The organism is Streptomyces sp. NK08204 (assembly GCF_020400585.1).
In the GTDB taxonomy this organism is placed as follows: Bacteria; Actinomycetota; Actinomycetes; order Streptomycetales; family Streptomycetaceae; genus Streptomyces.
On sequence record NZ_JAINVF010000080.1, the window covers coordinates 1 to 888 of the forward strand.

1 protein-coding gene is annotated in these 888 nt (G+C 69.8%); it reads right to left on the reverse strand.

From position 1 onward, the window contains the following. Window positions 1–816 (reverse strand): transposase (locus K7G59_RS34385; protein ID WP_225840669.1); only part of this gene is annotated, 816 nt, incomplete at its 3' end. Window positions 817–888 lie beyond the last annotated feature (72 nt).

The following is an 888-nucleotide window of genomic DNA, read 5'->3' on the forward strand; positions in this document are numbered from 1 at the left end:
GACCATCCGGTCTGGCGCGGTCCCTTGGGTGATGCGCCAGCGTCCGTCGCGGCCGTCAGAGTCCTCGGCGGGCTCGACATCCTGCCCGGCGACCAGGGCCAGCAGGCCGACCGCGTTGGCCGCTTTCTCGCCCAGTTCCTGGTCGCACAGGTGTCCCAGCAGCCTGAGTGCGTCGGTGACCAGAGCGTCGACGAGGGCGGCGCGGGCCTGTTCGTCGTTCCAGGCGATGCGGGGCTTGCCGGGATCGGTGTAGTCATGCGCGGTGCACTGGACCGCGGCCACCTCGGCCGCGCCGGGGACCTCACGGATCACCGCACGGACGGCGGCGATGAGCTGAGTGACCGTGTCCTGGGTGGCGACCGCGTCGTCCAGCACCGTGGAGTCCAGCGCCCGCCGGTGCTTGCCCTTGAGGACACCGGTGGCCTTCACGACCTCGCGCACGGCTTCGAACACACGGTTCGGCCGAACCGAGCGGGAAAGGCGGCGGCGGAAGTAGGCCAGCAGCGACGCATCGAACGCCATGTCGTGCAGACCCAGCCCGCACGCGGCCTTCCACCGCAGGTCACACCGCAGTTCCTGGACCGTCTCGAAGTCCGACAGCCCGTGCAGGGCCTGCAGCGTGATCGCCGCGGCCAGGATCTGCGGCGGCATGCTGGGCCGCCCGTTCGCCGACGGGTACATGTCCGCGAACATCTCCACCGGAAACAGCGCACCACGGTGCTCGGCCAGAAACGCGAACACACTCCCAGCCGGGATCAACTCCCGGCAGCTCTCCCACACATCCGGCCCGACCGTCTCCCCGGCCCATTCCCCCATCACCACGAAACGAGTCTGGCCCCGCCGCTCACGCGGCGGGGCCAGAACCCCAAGATCTCATGAGCCTTCTAG